Annotated in this window: 11 protein-coding genes; 3 read left to right on the top strand and 8 right to left on the bottom strand. The window is 63.8% G+C overall.

What is annotated here, in order from left to right; translation table 11 throughout:
• Positions 1 to 6 precede the first annotated feature (6 nt).
• Complete coding sequence (locus AC56K1_RS17190) at positions 7 to 1,314, bottom strand: family 1 glycosylhydrolase (protein ID WP_497159008.1); 1,308 nt, start codon at positions 1,312 to 1,314, stop codon at positions 7 to 9.
• 182 nt (positions 1,315 to 1,496) lie between these two features.
• Between AC56K1_RS17190 and AC56K1_RS17185 the strand changes: the two genes are divergently transcribed.
• On the top strand, positions 1,497 to 2,453 hold the full coding sequence (locus tag AC56K1_RS17185) for a diguanylate cyclase domain-containing protein (protein ID WP_497159007.1): 957 nt from the start codon (positions 1,497 to 1,499) through the stop codon (positions 2,451 to 2,453).
• Here AC56K1_RS17185 and AC56K1_RS17180 read toward each other — a convergent pair.
• The 4 genes from AC56K1_RS17180 to clpS form a co-directional block, all read right to left on the bottom strand.
• Positions 2,450 to 4,033, bottom strand: coding sequence for a methyl-accepting chemotaxis protein (locus AC56K1_RS17180; RefSeq protein ID WP_497159006.1), 1,584 nt, complete (start codon positions 4,031 to 4,033; stop codon positions 2,450 to 2,452). The two genes, AC56K1_RS17185 and AC56K1_RS17180, sit on opposite strands and share 4 nt — an antisense overlap.
• 241 nt (positions 4,034 to 4,274) lie before the next feature.
• Positions 4,275 to 7,631 carry a S41 family peptidase gene (locus tag AC56K1_RS17175; protein WP_497159005.1) on the bottom strand — a complete coding sequence of 1,119 codons (3,357 nt, stop codon included), beginning with the start codon at positions 7,629 to 7,631 and terminating at the stop codon, positions 4,275 to 4,277.
• Between the two features lie 302 nt (positions 7,632 to 7,933).
• The gene (gene clpA, locus AC56K1_RS17170) at positions 7,934 to 10,234 is read right to left on the bottom strand and encodes an ATP-dependent Clp protease ATP-binding subunit ClpA (RefSeq protein ID WP_497159004.1); all 2,301 of its coding nucleotides are present in this window, start codon (positions 10,232 to 10,234) and stop codon (positions 7,934 to 7,936) included.
• The gene (clpS, locus tag AC56K1_RS17165) at positions 10,231 to 10,533 is read right to left on the bottom strand and encodes an ATP-dependent Clp protease adapter ClpS (RefSeq protein ID WP_020653505.1); all 303 of its coding nucleotides are present in this window, start codon (positions 10,531 to 10,533) and stop codon (positions 10,231 to 10,233) included. Before clpS ends, clpA begins: the two co-directional genes overlap by 4 nt.
• Before the next feature lie 319 nt (positions 10,534 to 10,852).
• On the opposite strand from clpS, the gene AC56K1_RS17160 reads away from it, so the two are divergent.
• Positions 10,853 to 11,056: a cold-shock protein gene (locus AC56K1_RS17160; protein WP_091875187.1), complete on the top strand. Its 204-nt coding sequence runs from the start codon at positions 10,853 to 10,855 to the stop codon at positions 11,054 to 11,056.
• Between the two features lie 82 nt (positions 11,057 to 11,138).
• Here the strand turns inward: AC56K1_RS17160 and icd are convergent, their stop codons facing one another.
• Entirely contained in the window at positions 11,139 to 12,392 is a 1,254-nt protein-coding gene (gene icd / locus AC56K1_RS17155; RefSeq protein ID WP_497159003.1) for an NADP-dependent isocitrate dehydrogenase, read from the bottom strand.
• A gap of 230 nt (positions 12,393 to 12,622) precedes the next feature.
• On the opposite strand from icd, the gene AC56K1_RS17150 reads away from it, so the two are divergent.
• Positions 12,623 to 13,171, top strand: a complete 549-nt coding sequence (locus AC56K1_RS17150) for a pseudouridine synthase (RefSeq protein ID WP_497159002.1) — start codon at positions 12,623 to 12,625, stop codon at positions 13,169 to 13,171.
• 89 nt (positions 13,172 to 13,260) lie between these two features.
• Here the strand turns inward: AC56K1_RS17150 and AC56K1_RS17145 are convergent, their stop codons facing one another.
• Together AC56K1_RS17145 and rpsT are read right to left on the bottom strand one after the other, a co-directional pair.
• Positions 13,261 to 15,495 (bottom strand): NADP-dependent isocitrate dehydrogenase, encoded by a 2,235-nt coding sequence (locus tag AC56K1_RS17145; protein ID WP_497159001.1) that lies wholly within the window; start codon positions 15,493 to 15,495, stop codon positions 13,261 to 13,263.
• A gap of 298 nt (positions 15,496 to 15,793) precedes the next feature.
• Entirely contained in the window at positions 15,794 to 16,060 is a 267-nt protein-coding gene (gene rpsT / locus AC56K1_RS17140; RefSeq protein ID WP_497159000.1) for a 30S ribosomal protein S20, read from the bottom strand.
• Positions 16,061 to 16,091 lie beyond the last annotated feature (31 nt).

Below are 16,091 nucleotides of genomic sequence, written 5' to 3'. Positions count from 1 at the left end.
CCGGGCCTATTCCGCATTCCGGGGCGCGCCGGTCGCCTCGTCCGGATGCGGCAATGGATGCGGGCAGGTCAGGTCGAGCGCGGGATAGTCCTGGGCCAGCGCCAGCGGCACCTGCAGGCAGACGCTCTGGGTCGGCAGGACTTCGGTCCAGTCCCGGATCAGGTCGCGGTAGGCCAGCCCGACCGGACGCAGCTTGCGCTCGAGGTCGGCCAGGCCCAGGGCGTTCACATGTCCATTGTTCTCGCGCAGGCCCGTGTCCCAGTCTACCTGGTCGGTCAGCGAATACCAGGTAAAGCCGACCAGGGGCACGCCGTTGTTGCGTACCCGGAGCACGTTGGCCCATTCCTTGCGCAGCCACTTGACCGCCTCGTCGCCGCACGGTCCCTGGCACAAATTGGTTTCCGTGTGCATCACCGGCAGCCGGTAGCGGTTGTAGTACTGGTGCGTGATCACGGCATACCCGAAGATTTCCCCGGACGCCACCGTCGAGCCGTCGGCCGACACGTGGTGCTCGTTGGTCTGGTAATAATCGTTCCCCATGATGCAGTGGTGCTTCAAGTTGTTATTCAGGAAGAAGTGGTACTCCTCGCGCGTCATGCCGTTGTCGAGCAGGTATTCGTACATGGTGGAATCCACGCGGCGGCCGTAGTTCAGGTCCAGCGACAGGAAGCGGCGCGCGTTGCGGGTCTCGGCTGGGCCGATCGCCGCGGGCGACATGGCATGGAAATACTCGGTCGATTCGCTCTGGACGAACAACGCATCCGGGCGCACTTCCAGGATCGCGCGCATGGCCAGAAGGTTGGCCTTGACGATGTATTTGAGGGCCGTCACGAAGGCCTGGTCGCTGCGCAGCTGCTCGTTCCACCAGCCATACAGGGCCGAGAACAGCGCGCAGATCGACATCTCGTTGACCGGCGTGTACAGCTGGATCCAGGGATAGCGCTGCGCGAAAGCGCGCGCATAGTCGGCGAAAATCCGCGGAAAGTCCGGGTTCTGGAAACTGCCGAGGAAATCGGGCAGGCCGAAATGGCAGAGGTCGACGATCGGCACCAGGCCGCGCCGCCGCAGGTCGGGGAATACCTCGTCGGCAAACGACCAGTCGTGGCGGCCGGCGCCCCGCAGGGTCGTGTGCAGCGGTGGGCCGTAACGCAGGAAGCGGATGCCGATGTCCTGCACCAGGTCGAAATCGCGCCGCCAGTGGCGGTAGTGGCCGCACAAGGCCATCTCATCCATGCGAACCCTGCCGCCATCGATGGTGGGGATGCTGTTCTCGATGCCGGTTGCAAAGAGAAAACCGGGTTGATTCGTTACCATTGGCGGACTCGCATGGTTTGCCGGCGGCAGCGCCGGCCATGGCGGAAGCTGCACGATGCCCAGCCCATTTTCGGCACGATTGACCCGCTAGTCAACTGAACAATCTAAACGGCCGCCTTCGCCGCCGCGCCACGGCCGGCATCACAATTTACAATAAGCATCCTTCCTGCATGCCTTCCTCCATGACCGCTCCCCTTCCCGATCCTGCCCCTGTCGCCTGCGACGATCCCGGCGTCTACCGCACCCTGCTCGAATCGACCCGCGCCATCCCCTGGCGCATCGACTGGAGCACCATGCGCTTCACCTACATCGGCCCCCAAATCGAGGAATTGCTCGGCTGGACGCCAACGAGCTGGATTTCGGTGAACGATTGGGCCGAGCGCATCCATGAGGAAGACCGCCAGAAGACGGTCGACTTCTGCGTCGCCCAGTCGCAGCAGGGCGTGGACCATGAAGCCGACTACCGGGCGCTGACGCGCGATGGCGACACCGTCTGGATCCGCGACGTGGTGCACGTGGTGCGGCGCCCGGACGGCAGCGTCGATTCGCTGGTCGGCTTCATGTTCGACATCACGGCGCGCAAGCAGGCCGAGGACAAGATCCTGCAGCTGCAGCGCGAACTCGAAGTGCTGTCCTACCGCGACAGCCTGACCGGCGTGGCCAACCGCCGCATGTTCGACACCCTGTATCCGGTCGAGTGGGCCAAGGCGCGCGCCGTCGGCGAGCCGCTGTCGCTGGTCGTGATCGACATCGACTACTTCAAGCAGTACAACGACCATTACGGCCACGTGCAGGGCGACGAATGCCTGCGCCGGGTGGCCCAGGCGATCGACGTGGCCGCATCGCGCTCGCGCGACCTGTGCGCGCGCCTCGGCGGCGAAGAATTCGTCCTGCTGCTGCCGGCCACCGATGCGGAAGCGGCGCGCAACGTGGCCGAGCGCTGCCGCAAGATGCTCAGGCAGGCCGAGCTCCCGCATGCCCGTTCCGGCGTGGGCCGCCTGGTGACCATCAGCATGGGGGTCGGCACCATCGTGCCCGGCGCCCAGGACGATCCGGAAGTCTTCCTGGACCGGGTCGACCGCCGCCTGTACCAAGCCAAGTCGGCGGGGCGCGACCGGGTCTGCGACGTCGAAGCTTAAGCTTCCAAGCCCAGGGCGCGCGGCGCCGGGGCGGCCGCACGCAGCTTGAACGTGCCGACCAGTTCCGACAGGTCGGCCGCCTGCCGGCGCATCGATTGCGCCGCCGCCGCGGCCTGCTCGACCATCGCCGCGTTTTGCCGGGTCGATTCGTCCATCTCGGCGATCGCCTGGCTGACCTGCGCCACGCCCTGGGCCTGGTCGGCGCTGGCCGTGTGGATCGCGCCGAGGATGCCGGCCACATCGTGTACGTGCTCGAGCACCGCGCGCATGGTGTCGCCGGCAGTGCCGGCAATGCTGGTGCCGGCCTTGATCTCCTGGCTCGATTCGCCAATCAGCTTCTTGATTTCCTTCGCCGCCGTTGCAGAGTGCTGGGCCAGGTTGCGCACCTCGGCCGCCACCACGGCGAAGCCGCGTCCCTCGGCACCGGCGCGCGCCGCTTCCACCGCTGCATTCAGGGCCAGGATATTGGTCTGGAAGGCGATGCTGTCGATCATGCCGGTAATGTCGACGATCTTGTCGGCCGCGGCCTTGATGGCGCCCATGCGCGCCACGACCTGCTCGACGGCTTGCGCGCTTTGGGTTGCGACGCTCGAGGCCGATTGCGCCAGCAGGTTGGCGTCACGGGCGCTGGCATTGTTGCGACCGATCGCCTCGGTGAGTTCCTGCATCGCGCCGACGGTCTGGGTCAGCGCGCTGGCCTGCCGTTCGGTGCGGCGCGACAAGTCGTGGTTACCGTCGGCGATTTCGCCCGAGGCCGCGTCGATGGCCTGGGCGCCCTGCAGCACCTGCGACACCGTGCTGGAGACATCCTGCGTCATGCCGTTGAGCGCATCGAACAGGCGGCCGATCTCGTCGCCGCGATCATGATGGATAAGCGGACGCAGGTCGCCGTGCGCCACCTGCTCGGCCAGCAGGACGGCCTGCTGCAGCGGGCCGACGATGTTGCGGGTGAGCGTCCAGGCCAGCAGCACGCCGACCACCAGCGCCCCGAGTCCCAGCCCCAGCAGCAAGGCCTTGCCGAACGTGGAGGCCGATGTCGACTCTTCGGCAAGGCGGTGCGCCTCGGAGGTCTCGAAGGCGAGCAGCGCTTCCAGTGCCGCGATGTGCGCCTTGCCGGCCTGCTCCCAGCTGCCTGTGACGAGCTGGTCGACGACGCCGGTCTGGCCGAACTCCTTGGCCTGGAACAGCGCGGCCTGGACCTTCGCCAGCGCCGCCTTGTTGTCAGCTGCCGTGTCCATCAGGGCGCGCTCGTGTTCGCTGCGCGGCAGCTGCGTCAACCTGGCCTCGATCGCGGCGGCGGCCTTGCCGCCGGCCGCCAGCTCGGCCTGGAAATAATCGGCCAGCTCGAGGCTGTCGCTGCGCGCGATCGAGACCGTGCGCGAGGCGTTCAGGCGCTCGACGCCGAGCAGGTCCGAAGTGAGCTGCTGCTTGGCCAGCTTGTCGTGGACCAGGTCCGTGGTGAGCGCGTCGGTGGCCTGCATGCGCCACAGGGCGACGGCGGAGATGAGGAGCAGGAGGAAGGAAACAATGCCGAAGGCGCCGAGGATCTTGGTGCCGGTCTGGAGTTTCGCGAGGTGCATGGCAGGTATCGGAGTGGATCGGATACTTGCAGTTTAGAAACTTAGTGTGACATGGTGATGAATTCGGATGACATCCGGTAGGAAGATGCCATGTGCCCTTAGCCGATCGGGGAAATGCCACGCGCACCGTAGGGTTGGCAGATTCTGCCCACGCGTTGAACCGGCGTAGGGACAGAATCGCCGCGACACGAAGTCACTACCGTTTGAACGCGCGGCCGGCAAAGCCGGCCACCCTGCAGGATCAGCGCTTCAGCGCCGGAATCACCGCCGGCTTCCACTGCTTCACCGGCTGCTCCAGCATCTTCTTCTGCAGCAGCTCGATTGCCACTTCCAGCTGGCGGTCGCGGCCCGTGAAGGTCTCGTGCGGCAGGTTGTCGACCTCGACATCAGGCGAGACGCCGACACCCTCGATCAGCCATTCGCCGTCCGCCCCGAACTGGCCGAATTCGGCCACGCGCGCCATGCCGTTATCCGACAGGCCGTTGCCGTCGCTGAGCCAGACGCCGGCACCAGCCGTGCGCTTGCCCACCAGGGGCCCGAGCTTCAGGGCCTTGACGCCGGCGGCGAAGGTCTCGCCGTCGGAATAGGTCAGCTCGTCCATCAGCACCACCAGATGGCCGCGGAAGGTATTCTGCATGTTCGACTGCGGCAGGTTGCCGTTCGCGCTCCAGAAGGCCCATGAACGGCGCAGCAGCTTCTCGATGATCCAGCTGTCGATGTTGCCGCCGTTGTTGCGGCGCACGTCGATCACCAGGCCTTCCTTGTTGATGTTGGCGTAGAAGTCGCGGGCAAAGGCGTTGATGTCGCGCGCCGTCATCGCGCGCAGGTGCAGGTAGCCGATCTTGCCCTTGGAAAGGGCATCGGCCTGCTGCGCCCTGCCCTGTTCCCAGTCCGCGTAGCGCAGGGCGGCGTGGCGCGCCATCGAGACCGGAGTGACGATGGTCGCGCGCGGCTTGGCGCCAGGTGTCTTCACCTGCAGCAGCACCTGCTTGTCGGCCTGGTCGAGCAGCAGGTCGGCGATGTCCCTGCTTTCTGCCAGCGACTTGCCGTTGACGGCCAAAAGGATGTCGCCTTCCTTGATGCCGACGTCGGGCGCGGAAAGCGGGCCACGCTCGCTTGGCAGTTCCGGTTCGCTGCGGTAGACGCGCTCGACGCGGAAGCCCTCAGGCGTGCGCGCCAGCACGGCGCCCAGGCTCGAAGGCACGCCCTCGCCGACGGCGCGGCGCACGTCGCCCGGACGGATCTGAGAGTGCAGCGCGCCGACCTCGCCCACCATCATGCCCAGCACGTCGTCCAGCTCGGCGCGGTCGGTCACGCGCTCGACCAGCGGCGCGTAGCGCGCGCGCGCGGCATTCCAGTCGACGCCGCGCATGTTGGCGTCGTACAGGAAGTCGCGGTGCATGCGCCAGGCGTCGTTGAACATCTGCTTCCATTCCAGGCGCGGGTTGGTACTCACCGCCCAGTCGTCGATCTTGACCTTGGCCTTGGCCAGGTCGGCCGGGGCCTTGGCGCCGGCCGCCACGATGAGCATGTCGCCGGGACCGGCGGCCGAGAAGGTGCGATAAAACACGTGCTTGCGGTCCGTGCTCAGGCCGAACTCGCGCACGTTGGCGGCGAAGACTTCCGGCTGCGGGCTGCTGCGGGCGATCTCCAGGGTCTTGATGGCGCCGCTGCGGCCATTGTCCGACTCAAGGATGTACAGGCGCTTGTCGTCGATGGCCAGTGCCCGGTAGTTGCCCGGCACGATAGGCACTTCGTACAGGCGCTCGCGCAGGCCCGCGTAGTCGACCGCCGGCACCGGCGCCTTGGCCTTGTCGGGTGCGGCGGCCGTGGCTGCTGTGGCCGCGGCGGCAGCGGCGGCCACCGCCGCGTTCCTATCCGCTTCGTCCGTGCCGGGCGCCTTCACGGCCGCCTTGGCCGCGGCCTCGGGCGACGCCGCTTCCGGCTTGGTCAGTTCATCTTCGGGCTTGAACGGGAAGCGCACGCCCGGCTGCAAGGCCAGCGCGTAGACGCCGACGCGGCGGTCGAACACCGGTCCCATGTTGCGGTCGCCCCAGGGTCCCGAATTACCGACGTTGAAATGGCGCGCCGACAGGAAGTACAGCCACTTGCCGTCCGAGGAAAACACCGGCGAATCGGCTGTGTAGCGGTCGGTCGTGACAAACGCCATCGTCTTCGAGGGCAGGTGATACATGCCGATCTGCTCGCGCTGCTCGCTGCTGCCGACCCGCACAAACGCCAGGTTGCGGCTGTCGGGAGACCATACCACCTGGTCCGGGCGGTCGGCGCCGGCTTGCTTGGCGTCGTCGATGATGACATTGGTTTTTGCCGCCACATCAAACAGCCAGGTGCGGCCCTTCTTGTCGGTGTGGGCCAGCCATTTGCCGTCGGGCGAAGGATAGATGCCGGAGCGGTGGCTGGCGCCGTCGATGGTCAGGCGCTCGCCCTTGCCAGAGCCATCGGCCGCATAGCGCCAGATCTCGTTCTCGCCGGTGCTGTCGACAAAGGCATAGACCCACTTGTCGTCGTGGCTGAACACGGCGGACCTGGCACGCGCGCCTTCCGGCACGGCGATCTCGACGCGGCGGTGGCTGCCGGTGCCGGCGATGGTCACGCGCCCGCGCGCGGTCAGCACGATGCGCTCCAGCTTGTTGGCCAGCTCGATGCCGGTCAACGCGTCGAGCGGCGAGCGCACGCGGCGCGTGCGCTGCTGGTCGAAGTCCGAGACCAGGCCGGCCTGGAGTCGGGTATCCAGCCCGCTGGCGATGTCGAACACGCGCAGGTCGGCCCCCAGCTGGTAGGCGATGCGGCCGTCCCCCAGCGAGGCGGTACGCACGTCCCAGTCGCTGTGCTTGGTGTGGGCACGGCGGTCACTCCCGTCCGGAAGCGCGGACCAGATGTTGTCGGCACCGTCGCTGTCGCTGATGAAATAGATGCGGCCCTGCCACCACATGGCGCGGCGGTTGTTGCCGGTGTCGCCCTTGAACAGCGGGGTCGCTTCAAGCTTCGAGCCGAGGTCGAAACGCCAAAGCTGGGCATGCGCGCCGCCACGGTAGGCGCGCACGTTATCGTTGGTCATCGACAGGCCCATGCGCGTGAAGAAGACGCTTTTTCCGTCGTCTGAGAGTACGGCGTCGTTGGCGTCGGCCAGCGGCAGCACGCGGCGCGCCAGCTTCACCGGATCGAGCGCCGCGACCACGCGGTGCTTGGAGGGGCCGACTGAGTTCTCGGTGCTGACCAATACTTCGCCCTGCGCGGTCCAGCCCAGCACCGTCACGCCACCGTTCTCGAAGGTGATGCGCTTGGGCAGGCCGCCCTCGACCGGCATCACATAGGCTTCCTGCGCGCCCTCGTACGAGGCGGCGAAGGCGACGAACTTGCCGTCGTGCGAGATCGCCGCATGCGTTTCCGCCGACGGGTGGGTGGTCAGGCGCGTGGCCTTGCCGCCCGCCGTCGTGGTGCGCCATAAATCGCCCTCGGCCGTGAACACGATGGTGTCGCCGCGTACGGCCGGAAAGCGGAAATAAGGGTCGGCGGCGGCAGCCTGGCTGCCGATGAGCGCCAGGGACAGGGCGAGGATGGTGCGGGACACGGTCATGTGAAGGGTGGCGAGGGTTGCTGAAGAGGAAGAGTTTGCCACAGGTCGCCGGTGTGCACGACGTGCATACGTGCAAAAAATTGGCGTTAGCGAGGTGCTTGGAAAATTAAGTTCCGGCCTTCGCCGGAAGTCGTAGGCGCCAGTGGTGCGTACGACGGTTTATCGGTTGCGAGCTACCGGCAAATTCTTTTGGCCTGTACTGAAGAACGTCGTTCCGCGCAGGCGGGAACCACATTTGCGCGCATACCCGCGGCGCAAAAAAAACCGCGCCATGAAAGCGCGGTTTTCTCTACAAGACCGATTTACTCGATCTCGACCGTCTCGGCCGGGGCCGGCGGCGGCAATGCGTCGCCTTCCGGGAACTCGAGGACAACGTCGTCCTTCTCGTCCAGGTCCACCGTGATGCGTCCTCCGTTGACCAGGCGGCCGAACAGCAGCTCGTCGGCCAGCGCCTTGCGGATCATGTCCTGGATCAGGCGCGACATCGGGCGCGCGCCCATCAGCGGATCGAAGCCCTTCTTCGACAGGAACTTGCGCAGCTTCTCGGTGAAGATGGCTTCCACCTTCTTCTCGTGCAGCTGCTCTTCGAGCTGCATCAGGAACTTGTCCACGACGCGCAGGATGATGTCCTCGTCAAGCGCGCGGAAGCTGATGGTCGCGTCCAGGCGGTTGCGGAACTCAGGCGTGAACATGCGCTTGATGTCGGCCATTTCGTCGCCGGCCTGCTTCGAATCGACGAAGCCCACCGAGCGCTTGGTCAGGCTTTCGGCGCCTGCGTTCGTGGTCATGATGATGATCACGTTGCGGAAGTCGGCCTTGCGTCCGTTGTTGTCGGTCAGCGTGCCATGGTCCATCACCTGCAGCAGGATGTTGAAAATGTCCGGGTGGGCTTTTTCAATCTCGTCCAGCAGCAGCACCGCATGCGGCTTCTTGGTGATGGCTTCGGTCAGCAGACCGCCCTGGTCGAAGCCGACATAGCCCGGCGGCGCACCGATCAGGCGCGACACCGCGTGGCGCTCCATGTACTCGGACATGTCGAAGCGGATCAGCTCGATGCCGAGGATGAAGGCCAGTTGCTTGGCCACTTCGGTCTTGCCGACACCGGTCGGGCCGGAAAACAGGAAGGAACCGATCGGCTTGTCCTGCTTGCCGAGGCCGGCACGCGCCATCTTGATGGCAGAGGCCAGCGCGTCGATCGCAGGGTCCTGGCCGAACACGACGTTGCGCAGGTCGCGGTCGATGGTCTGCAGCTTGCTGCGGTCGTCCTGGTTGACCGTTTGCGGCGGGATCCGCGCGATCTTGGCGATGATGTCCTCGATCTCGGTCTTGCCGATGGTCTTTTTCTGCTTCGACTTCGGCAGGATGCGCTGGGCAGCGCCGGCCTCGTCGATCACATCGATGGCCTTGTCGGGCAGGTGGCGGTCGTTGATGAAGCGCGCCGCCAGCTCGGCCGCGGTGGTGAGCGCCGATGCCGAATACTTGACGCCGTGGTGCTCTTCGAAGCGGGATTTGAGGCCGCGCAGGATCGCCACGGTCTGCTCGACCGACGGTTCGTTGACGTCGACTTTCTGGAAGCGGCGGCTCAGGGCATGGTCTTTCTCGAACACGCCGCGGAATTCCGTGAACGTGGTCGCGCCGATGCACTTGAGCTGGCCGTTGGCGAGGGCCGGCTTCAGCAGGTTCGACGCGTCGAGCGTGCCGCCCGAGGCGGAACCGGCGCCGATGATCGTGTGGATCTCGTCGATGAACAGCACGCCGTTCGGGGTGTCCTTGAGCTGCTTGAGCACGGCCTTCAGGCGCTGCTCGAAGTCGCCGCGGTACTTGGTGCCGGCCAGCAGCGCGCCCATGTCGAGCGAATACACGACGGCGTTCTGCAGGATCTCGGGCACGTCTTCCTGGACGATGCGCCATGCCAGGCCTTCGGCAATCGCCGTCTTGCCCACGCCAGCCTCGCCGACCAGCAGCGGGTTGTTCTTGCGGCGGCGGCACAGGATCTGGATCACGCGGTCGACTTCTTCCTCGCGCCCGATCAGCGGGTCGATCTTGCCGTCGGCAGCCGCCTTGTTCAGGTTCTGGGTGAACTGGTCGAGCGGACTTTCCTTGGCCTGGCCTTCGACCTGCGCTTCTTCCACGCCCTCGGAGGCCTTGGAGGTGTCGAGCTGCTGGTCCTTGCGCACGCCGTGCGAGATGAAATTGACCACGTCCAGGCGCGTCACGCCCTGCTGGTGCAGGTAGTAGACGGCGTGCGAGTCTTTCTCGCCGAAGATCGCCACCAGCACGTTGGCGCCGGTAACTTCCTTCTTGCCGTTGGATGCCGACTGCACGTGCATGATCGCACGCTGGATCACGCGCTGGAAGCCGAGCGTCGGCTGGGTGTCGACCTCGCCCGTGCCCGGCACGGTCGGGGTGTTATCCCCGATAAAATTAGTCAGGGTCTTGCGCAGGTCTTCAATATTGACCGCGCACGCACGCAGGACTTCGGCGGCCGAAGGATTGTCGAGCAGCGCGAGCAGCAGGTGCTCCACGGTGATGAACTCGTGGCGTGCCTGGCGCGCCTCGACAAAGGCCATGTGTAGGGATACTTCAAGTTCCTGCGCAATCATACTTCCTCCATCACGCATTGCAGGGGATGCCCCGCCTTACGCGCATGCGTTAAGACAAATTCCACTTTGGTACACGCTATATCTTTGGAAAACACCCCACAAACCCCTTTCCCGTGACGGTGTACGGAAAGCATGATCTGGGTGGCCGTCTCGCGGTCCTTGTTGAAATACTCCTGGATCACCGCTACCACGAATTCCATCGGCGTGTAGTCGTCGTTCAGCAATGCCACCTGGTACAAAGGTGGCGGTTTTACGGTCTGCCGCTCCAGCAGCTGTTCGGTGTCATGCTTCGTAGCCATGGGCGTATTCTAATGCTTTCGGTATCGGTGCCAAGCGTAAACATCAGCTCGTTCTCATGTGCTTTCCATCTTACTTGTTTTCTCTTGAATGCGCAGATGGCGATCCAATTGGCGAAATCAAGAGCCGGGTTAGCTCTGCTGTAGGAAATTTGGCAACAGCCGCTCAAAAGCGCTTGACTTGCGTGGTTATTCCACCAACAATGCAGTTATCAGCATTGCACTTATGGTCTTGTTGATAAGAAGTGAGCAGGCTAGGAGGGGGCAAGAGGCTTCTTGCTTTTATGGCTCGTGTGATTTGTTTTTACTTGAAGGTTCTTTTATGGCAACTGGTACTGTTAAGTGGTTCAATGATTCCAAAGGCTTTGGCTTCATCACTCCTGATGACGGCGGCGAAGATCTGTTCGCGCACTTTTCCGCAATCAACATGAACGGTTTTAAGACCCTCAAAGAAGGTCAAAAAGTCCAATTCGAAGTCACGCAAGGCCCGAAAGGCAAGCAAGCTTCCAACATCCAGGGTACCTAATAGTTCCCCTCCGGAAGCAAAAAACCCCGCTGCTGCGGGGTTTTTTTTCGCCCTGCCCGGCCAAGGCAAGGCATGGTGGACCTTACATCTGCTCGATCATCACTTCGCCAAAGCCCGAGCACGAGACCTGGGTCGCGCCTTCCATCAGGCGTGCGAAGTCGTAGGTGACTTTCTTCGACGTGATCGCCTTTTCCATCGAACTGATGATCAGGTCGGCCGCTTCCAGCCAGCCCATGTGGCGCAGCATCATCTCGGCCGAGAGAATGAGCGAACCCGGGTTCACGTAATCCTTGCCGGCATACTTCGGCGCGGTGCCGTGGGTGGCTTCGAACATCGCCACCGAATCGGACATGTTGGCGCCCGGCGCGATGCCGATGCCGCCGACCTGGGCCGCCAGCGCGTCCGAAATATAGTCGCCGTTCAGGTTCAGGGTGGCGATAACGCTGTACTCGGCCGGGCGCAGCAGGATCTGCTGCAGGAAGGCGTCGGCGATCGAATCCTTAACCGTGATCTCGCGTCCCGTCCGTGGGTTCTTGATCTTGCACCATGGGCCGCCATCGACCAGCTCGGCGCCGAATTCCTTCTGCGCCAGCGCGTAGGCCCAGTCGCGGAAGCCGCCTTCGGTGTACTTCATGATATTGCCCTTATGGACAATCGTGACCGAAGGCTTGTCGTTGTCGAGCGCGTACTGGATCGCCTTGCGCACCAGGCGCTCGGTGCCTTCGCGCGAGACCGGCTTGACGCCCAGGCCCGAGGACTCCGGGAAGCGGATCTTCTTGACGCCCATCTCTTCGGTCAGGAACCTGATCACCTTTTTGACTTCGGGCGAGCCTTCGGCCCATTCGATGCCGGCATAGATGTCCTCCGAGTTCTCACGGAAGATGACCATGTCGGTTTTCTCCGGGTTCTTGAGCGGTGAAGGCACGCCGGCGAAATAGCGCACCGGGCGCAGGCAGACGTACAGGTCGAGTTCCTGGCGCAGCGCGACGTTGAGCGAGCGGATGCCGCCGCCGACCGGCGTGGTCAGCGGGCCCTTGATCGAGACCACGTAGTCCTTCAGCACCTCGAGGGTTTCCGCGGGCAGCCACACGTCCGGGCCATACACGCCGGTCGATTTTTCGCCGGCATAGATTTCCATCCAGCTGATCTTGCGCGCGCCGCCATAGGCCTTGGCCACCGCGGCATCGACCACCTTGATCATGACCGGGGTGATGTCCACGCCGGTGCCGTCGCCCTCGATATAGGGAAGGATAGGGTTATCCGGCACGCTCAGCGAAAAATCGGCGTTGACGGTGATTTTCCGGCCGTCGGCCGGGACCTTGATATGTTGGTACATCGTCGTCTCCCAAGTGGTCGCGGGGCAGGCCGCCGGCGTGGCGTCAGGCTAGGCCTGCCAGATGAACTAAAATGCGGAATTACCGTGCGCGGACTGACAAAACCTGCAGCTGCAAGTCTTGTATAAGACATCCTCGTTCCGTCTTGCATTATGCACCAGTATTTTCCGAGGCGCCATGCCGTGCCTCTTCCCTGCCCCATTCGACATCCATTCACACGCATTTGCAATTCATGGCACTGATACTCTTCAATAAACCTTTCCAGGTCCTGTGCCAGTTCTCCAGCCAGGACGGCCGCGAGACCCTCGCCGATTACGTGAATATTCCGAACATCTACCCTGCTGGCCGCCTGGATGCGGATAGCGAAGGCCTGATGCTGCTCACCGACGACGGCAAGCTGCAGCACAAGATCGCCCACCCCGATCATAAAGAAGCCAAGACCTACCTGGTGCAGGTCGACGGCGTGCCGGATGCGGCTGCGCTGGCGCGCCTGCAGGCGCCGCTCGACCTGGGCGACTTCGTGACCAAACCATGCAAGGCAGTGCGCATCGCCGAGCCCGAATGGCTGTGGCCGCGCAACCCGCCGATCCGCGCGCGCGCCGACAAGCCCACGAGCTGGATCGCGATCACGCTGGAAGAAGGCAAGAACCGGCAGGTGCGCCGGATGACGGCGGCGGTCGGGCTGCCGACCTTGCGGCTAGTGCGCAGCAGCATCGGGCCGTTTTCGCTGGCGACGCATCCGTTGATGCCGGGCGAATTCATCGAAGTCCGATACCCGTAGGCTGGGCGGGAAACCCGCCCAGCCTACGGAGTGCCAAAAAAAAACGCCGACCCTCGGGTCGGCGTTCTCGTATCAGCCCACGCTAACGATCAGGCAGCAAACGCATCCAGCGCCGCATTGAAGGTGGCGCTCGGGCGCATGATGGCTTTCACCTTGGCTTCGTCGGCCTTGTAGTAGCCACCGATGTCGGCCGGCTTGCCCTGCACTTCGAGCATCTCGGCGACGATCTTGGCCTCGTTCTCGGTGAGCTGCTTGGCCAGCGGCGCGAACTTGGCTGCCAGTTCGGCGTCCTCGGTTTGCGCGGCCAGCTCCTGGGCCCAGTACATCGACAGGTAGAACTGGCTGCCGCGGTTATCCAGCTCGCCGGTCTTCGGCGATGGCGACTTGCGGTTGTCCAGCAGCTTGCCGGTGGCGGCGTCCAGGGTCTTCGCCAGCACCTTGGCCTTGTTGTTGCCGGTCTTGATGCCGAGGTCTTCCAGCGACACGGCCAGTGCCAGGAACTCGCCCAGCGAATCCCAGCGCAGGTGGTTTTCTTCGGTCAGCTGCTGCACGTGCTTTGGAGCCGAGCCGCCGGCGCCGGTTTCGTACATGCCGCCGCCGGCCATCAGCGGGACGATCGACAGCATCTTGGCGCTGGTGCCCAGTTCCAGGATCGGGAACAGGTCGGTCAGGTAGTCGCGCAGGATGTTGCCGGTCACCGAGATGGTGTCCAGGCCGCGCTTGACGCGCTCCAGGGTATAGCGCATCGCACGGACCTGCGACATGATCTGGATGTCCAGGCCGGTCGTGTCGTGATCCTTCAGGTAGGTGCGCACCTTCTTGATCAGTTCATTCTCGTGCGGACGGTACGGGTCGAGCCAGAACACGGCCGGCATGCCCGAGTTGCGCGCGCGCGTCACGGCCAGCTTGACCCAGTCGCGGATCGGCGCGTCCTTGACCTGGCACATGCGCCAGATGTCGCCCGTCTCGACGTTCTGCGACAGCAGCACTTCGCCGGTGGCGAGGTCGGTGATGTTGGCGACGCCGTCTTCCTGGATTTCGAAGGTCTTGTCGTGCGAGCCGTATTCCTCGGCCTGCTGGGCCATCAGGCCCACGTTCGGGACGGTGCCCATGGTCTTCGGATCGAAAGCGCCATGCCATTTGCAGAAGTTGATGATCTCCTGGTAGATGCGGGCAAAGGTCGATTCCGGAATGACCGCCTTGACTTCCTTCAGGCGGCCGTTGGCGTCGTACATCTTGCCGCCGGCGCGGATCATGGCCGGCATCGACGCGTCGACGATCACGTCGTTCGGCGAATGGAAGTTGGTGATGCCCTTGGTCGAGTCGACCATGGCCAGCGCCGGACGGTGTTCCTGGCAGGCGTGCAGGTCGCGCTCGATTTCTTCGCGCTGCGAGGCCGGCAGGTCGGCGATCTTGTTGTACAGGTCGGCCATGCCGTTGTTGACGTTGATGCCGAGGCTGTCGAACAGGGCGCCGTGCTTTTCAAACGCTTCCTTGTAGAACATGCGCACCGCGTGGCCGAACACGATCGGGTGCGAGACCTTCATCATGGTCGCCTTGACGTGCAGCGAGAACAGCACGCCGGTTTCTTTCGCGTCTTCGATCTGGGCCGCGTAGAAGTCCAGCAGGGCCTTGCGGCTCATGAACATCGAATCGATGATCTCGCCATCCTGCAGTGCGACCTTCGGTTTGAGGACGATGGTCTGGCCCGACTTGGTCAGCAGTTCCATCTTGACTTCACGGGCGCCGTTGATGGTCAACGACTTTTCGCCATGGTAGAAGTCGCCGTGGGTCATGTGCGACACGTGGGTGCGCGACGCGGCCGACCATGGGGCCATCGAGTGCGGATTCTTGCGTGCGTACTCTTTCACGGCGCGCGGTGCACGGCGGTCCGAGTTACCTTCGCGCAGCACCGGGTTGACCGCGGAGCCGGTGCACTTGCCGTAGCGTGCCTTGACGGCTTTTTCTTCGTCGGTCTTCGGGTTGGCCGGGTAGTCGGGCAGCTTGTAGCCCTTGGCCTGCAGTTCCTCGATCGCGGTGACCAGCTGGCCCACCGACGCCGAGATGTTCGGCAGCTTGATGATGTTCGCGCTTGGCTCGAGGGTCTTCTTGCCCAACTCGGCGAGCGAATCCGGCACGCGCTGTTCTGGCGTCAGGTTTTCCGGGAAGGCAGCCAGGATACGGGCCGCGACCGAAATGTCGCTCTGCTCGACCGTGATGCCGGCCGGCTTGGTGAAGGTGCTGACCACTGGCAGGAAGGCGTGGGTCGCCAGCAGCGGCGCCTCGTCGGTCAGGGTGTAGATGATGGTCTGATCACTGCTCATACGCTTTTTCCTCGATGCGCGCGGGTTGGCGCGGTGTCTAAAACAGGTGTAATTGCTCAGGTCTTCTATAAGACATAAGACGGGCGTTTCACATTATGCACCAGTATTTTACTGGGCGCCACGGTTTTAGGATATCCGCCATCGGGCGGGAGGGACGCCTGTTACGCTGGTACAGGGGCTCCCCACGCAGGGGAAACGATGGGAGCGACAAGCAAAAAAACCCGCCGGACCAATGGTCGGGCGGGTCTTTCTTCTGCACAGAACTGCCTGCGCGGCCGAGGCCGCACGCACGGGGCTTTTAGGCCGACAGTGCTTTCAGGGCTGCAGCCAGGCGACTCTTGTGGCGCGCTGCTTTGTTCTTGTGGATGATCTTCTTGTCAGCGATGCTGTCGATTTTCGACACGGATTGCTGGAAGATGAGGGTTGCAGCTTCTTTGTCGCCAGCCTGGATGGCCTTGCGAGCCGCCTTGATTGCGGTGCGCAGGGTCGAACGCTGTGCCGAGTTGTGTGCGTTTTGCTTAACTGCTTGACGAGCGCGTTTGCGCGCTTGTGCGGTATTTGCCATGAAATTTCCTAAATCGGGGTCAAGTTGCGTT

It is taken from the genome of Telluria sp. ZB4P37 (genome assembly GCF_059685855.1).
The sequence above is the reverse complement of the archived record's forward strand: the minus strand, read 5'-3'. Positions and strand labels throughout refer to the sequence as shown.